The sequence below is a fragment of the Methylosinus sp. R-45379 genome (genome assembly GCF_001644125.1).
GTDB lineage: Bacteria > Pseudomonadota > Alphaproteobacteria > Rhizobiales > Beijerinckiaceae > Methylosinus.
Genome location: NZ_LUUM01000075.1, coordinates 1 through 3,564, shown reverse-complemented (window position 1 = coordinate 3,564; position 3,564 = coordinate 1). Strand labels below are relative to the sequence as shown.

The following is a 3,564-nucleotide window of genomic DNA, read 5'->3' as shown; positions in this document are numbered from 1 at the left end:
AGATAGAAAACATCCTGGGGATTGATCCAAGCGTAAGCGGGCAGCTTGGCGAGGAGCTCGGTCGAAACAAGCCCGAAGATGAAGGGACGCACCCCGATGTTGAACACCGTGGCAGCCAAGCCTGTCAGCGCAAAAAGGCGCAGCGCCTCCGCCGCCGCGATGGAGAACACGCGTCCATCGAGATAGATCCCCGTGAGACGCCACAAACGCGCGGCCGCAAGCGCGGCCAGCGCCCAGGTTGATAAGGCGATCGACGTCGAGGACCAATAGCCCAGAGCGGATACGCTCTCAGGGTCCAGGCCATAGAGCTTGTGCATGGTCTCCAGACTGTCGGCGCGATGGCCCCAGTTCCAGCTCGTCAGCCCGAGCCCGAAAACGACCCAGGCCGCAGCGACGAGGCGAATCGAAAAGCAGGCCCAACGCAGCTTCGCATTGAGCGCGACGAGCTGCACGGATGGCGGTGGGGCGCTCTCATCGATGGCAATGGTCATAACCCTCATCCTTTTTCGAAGACCCATTAAACGGTTCGACACAGTCGCAAGGCGACCGCGCTCGAAGCTCAGACGAACCGCGCGTGCTCGCTGGCGATTTCCGCAGCGGTCTCGAGAATCACACTAAGCGCCAGAGTGAAGACGCAGCACAGCACGAAAAATACATCAATCGGAGCCAGCCAAACATCCATCGGTAACTTGACAATATGCTCGGTCAAGATAAGCGCGGCGGCGAGCGGCAGCGTCGTGAGGTCCACGATCGTGGCGGCGAAGCCCCACAGGGCGACGAGGCGCAAAGTTGCAGCAGCTTCGACTGAAAAGACTCTCCCTTCCAGATAAATGCCCGTAAGCCGCCAGAGCCGAGCGACGGCGATGGCAGCCAAGGGGAATTTGAGCATCACGATCATCACGGCGCTCCAGTATCTGAAATCGGAAACTCCAGCCGGGTCCAGTCCGTAAAGACGGGACATTCGCTCGAGAAGCGCGGTTCGGTCGGTCAAGTCCCACAAAATGATCGCCGGCTCGAAAACGATCAAAACCAAAGCGGCCAGGCGGATTGAATGGCATGCCCAACGCAGCTTTGGGTTCAGTGCGAGGAGCCGCGTGGAGTTGATCGGCGCGCTGTCGTGAGTCGTGTCGTTGCTCATGGTCGCGATCCTCGTTTTCGCGGAATAGCTCCTGCAAGCCGAAATTAGACGATTTGCGCGTGATCAACAGCGCTCTCGACCGCTGTCCTTTGCCCAACGGGCGGCCCTGCGATCTCCGCCCACCGAGCAAAATTCGCGACCTTCCATAGCATAGGCCTTGGCCCGGTTACGCACGCGCCGCTCCGGAACAACGTCGGCAGCTCGAAGGGGCGTTCAAGCTGCGGGCTCGTCGACGCAGCCGGCGACGAGCAGTCGAGGGACGGCTCCGGGAGCGAGGCGAAGAGCGACCGGCTTGCTCATAATTACGCTCCTCCATGATCGGATTATCATTGACACGATATAAACTTAATGTCAAACATAATACTATTAACCCACAGCATGGGCACGAGCCCATCCTGCGAAAAGCCGTCTGGGCGCTCCGCTGCGGCGAAGGCCAAATGATTACTCGAGCGAAGGATACGATATGAAAACCGGGATCATCGTCTGCTGCACAGCTCTGTTTTCCGTCGGCGCAGCGAACGCCGCGGATCTGCCTGCCCGCAAGGCGGAGCCCGATTTCGTGCCACCGCCGGCGCTTTTCTACGAGGGCTTCTATGTCGGTGCGCAAGCCGGAGTCGCCGGTTTCGGAGACCGCGCGCAATCGGCGCTCGCGTCGAACAATGCTGTTCTCTTTTCCAAGACCGCAAGTGGCGGCAGCTTCATCGGCGGCGCCCACGCCGGCTACGATTGGCGCTACGGTTCCATCGTATATGGCCTCGTCGGCGACATCTCGGGCGCCCGCGCCCGCGCCTACACGATCGACCCCATTTTCGGTTATGGCGTACAGAACACGATCGACGGTCAGGGATCGATTCGCGGACGCTTGGGCTTGAACTACGAGCGCGCGCTGCTTTACGTCACCGGCGGTTTGGAACTCGCGCATATCGAGCGGTCCTATCAGGCGCCCCTCGGCTCGATGACCACGAATTGGTGGTCGGTGACGCCGACCGTCGGCGCGGGCGTCGAATACGCCCTCGATACGCGCTGGAGCGCACATGTCGAAACGCGGTGGTTCGGCGGGCACACGCAAGCCGAGGCCGTGAATTTCGTACGGCCGGCGCTGGCGACGCGACACGCACAGGGCGAAGGCTCGCTGACCGCGGGCGTGAGCTATCATTTCGGCAAATGAGCGGCGATCGGGCGCCTCGTAATTAGTGGATTTCGTCAAGCTGATGCGGCCGCGCCGCTCGAGGAGGCCCTTTCGCCGCGGCCGATCACAAATAGACTTCGAATCGCACCTACCGCTCGAGAACTGTCCCCATGGTTTCAAAGCTCGCGATTTTTCCGATCTGCCTGACGATGGCGACGTTCGGCGTCGTCGCCGCCGAGGAAAGTGTATCACCGACCGTTCCGCCGGCGACGCAGCTCAACCTCGTAAAGTCGAAGAAAACTAAAGCCAAATCGGCTGCGCCGCTTTGTCCACGCGGCGGGCAACGGAAGGATGATCCGACTTGTTTCGACTTCAACGATCTGCCGATGCGGGCCAAAACCAAGGGTCCCGACGGGAGAGCGGGCAACAGCTCCATGGCGCCGACTCTGTTCTTAAAAGGCCCAGGGCAGGCTCTCATCAACGATCCAAACGTAAAGCCTCCCCGAGGCGGTTCGGTCGGACTTCAATTTTTGTTCTGATCTGGCCAATCCGGCGACGGCGGTTCAACAGCGCGCCGAGCACAATAAGGAAGGCGGCGAAGAGGGCGGGCGCAGATACCCAATCGTGTTCGCTATATGGTTTTGGGGCAACCCAAATCTGGTGACTTTAGGCAACGCGCTGAATTCGATCATTCAGCGGCGAATATATCTCATGAACAGCGGTCTGGAATTTCGTGCGAAATGTTGGCGCGAAAGGGTGGGGCTTTGTCGTGACTCGACCGGAGCCATGGCAAGGTCCGACTTGGGTCAAACTTTCACGTTCGCGGTCCCGAACGGCCAAGGGGCGCCATAAGCCGACCTTCCGCACCAAAAGGATGAACTAAAACGTATTCTGCGATGTTGCGTACCGGCGGGGTATCCAAATCTCAGGCGGCGCATTCTCCAAATTCACGAGTTTCGGTGAGTGCGTTTGTTGGAGGCTTCGTCGACGCCGCGGCTCGTGGGGATGTCGCCACACGTTGATGGAACACGGACACGAAGGCCTACCCCTCTTTCGTCTCAGCGCGGTACTCCAATATATCGCCGGGCTGGCAGTCGAGAACCTTGCAGATCTTCTCGAGCGTGTCGAAGCGCACGCCCTTGACTTTGCCCGATTTCAGCAGGCTGACGTTGGGCTCAGCGATGCCGATATGCGCGGCGAGATCGCGCGAGCGCATCTTGCGCTTGGCGAGCATCACGTCGAGATTGACGATAATCGGCATCTTACACAAATCGCTCATGCTCGTCGACGAACTCGG

At 59.8% G+C, this 3,564-nt stretch carries 5 protein-coding genes; 2 read left to right on the top strand and 3 right to left on the bottom strand.

Annotated features, from left to right (window positions below):
- Nucleotides 1-491, bottom strand: a 491-nt coding sequence (locus tag A1351_RS04045) for a hypothetical protein (RefSeq protein ID WP_064032302.1), incomplete at its 3' end; no start/stop codon positions are given.
- Nucleotides 492-559: 68 nt separating this feature from the next.
- Nucleotides 560-1,138, bottom strand: a complete 579-nt coding sequence (locus A1351_RS04040; RefSeq protein WP_064032301.1) for a DUF2975 domain-containing protein — start codon at nucleotides 1,136-1,138, stop codon at nucleotides 560-562.
- A 463-nt stretch (nucleotides 1,139-1,601) separates the two neighbouring features.
- Here A1351_RS04040 and A1351_RS04035 point away from each other — a divergent pair, with 463 nt between their 5' ends.
- The gene (locus tag A1351_RS04035; RefSeq protein WP_064032300.1) at nucleotides 1,602-2,306 is read left to right on the top strand and encodes an outer membrane protein; all 705 of its coding nucleotides are present in this window, start codon (nucleotides 1,602-1,604) and stop codon (nucleotides 2,304-2,306) included.
- A 131-nt stretch (nucleotides 2,307-2,437) separates the two neighbouring features.
- Nucleotides 2,438-2,806, top strand: a complete 369-nt coding sequence (locus A1351_RS04030; protein ID WP_064032299.1) for a hypothetical protein — start codon at nucleotides 2,438-2,440, stop codon at nucleotides 2,804-2,806.
- A 503-nt stretch (nucleotides 2,807-3,309) separates the two neighbouring features.
- Here A1351_RS04030 and A1351_RS04025 read toward each other — a convergent pair.
- Nucleotides 3,310-3,528 carry a helix-turn-helix transcriptional regulator gene (locus A1351_RS04025; protein ID WP_064032298.1) on the bottom strand — a complete coding sequence of 73 codons (219 nt, stop codon included), beginning with the start codon at nucleotides 3,526-3,528 and terminating at the stop codon, nucleotides 3,310-3,312.
- Between the last annotated feature and the right edge of the window lie 36 nt (nucleotides 3,529-3,564).